Origin of the sequence: Bacillus sp. SIMBA_008 (assembly GCF_046535495.1) — a bacterium.
GTDB classification, from domain to species: Bacteria; Bacillota; Bacilli; order Bacillales; family Bacillaceae; genus Bacillus; species Bacillus subtilis.
In genome coordinates, this window is record NZ_JAWRWL010001370.1 from 1 (window position 1) to 232 (window position 232).

Here is a 232-nt window from a genome sequence, read left to right on the forward strand (position 1 = left end):
CTTACTGACGCACGCTCATTTTGACCATATCGGCGCACTTGACGAAGTAAGAGACAGATGGGATGTTCCCGTATACCTTCACAAAAATGAAGAAAAGTGGCTGGAGGACTCTTCCTTAAACGGATCAGGCATATTGCGGGGCATCGCCGTAACGGCACGGCCCGCCGAACGGCTCATCGAAGGCGACGGCATTTTGGACATCGGGCCTTTCCATTTGGAGACATTGTTTACG

General features: G+C 51.7%; 1 protein-coding gene. It reads left to right on the top strand.

Annotated elements, in window-relative coordinates:
* Nucleotides 1-232 (top strand): MBL fold metallo-hydrolase (locus tag SB658_RS27940; protein ID WP_410603853.1); only part of this gene is annotated, 232 nt, incomplete at both ends.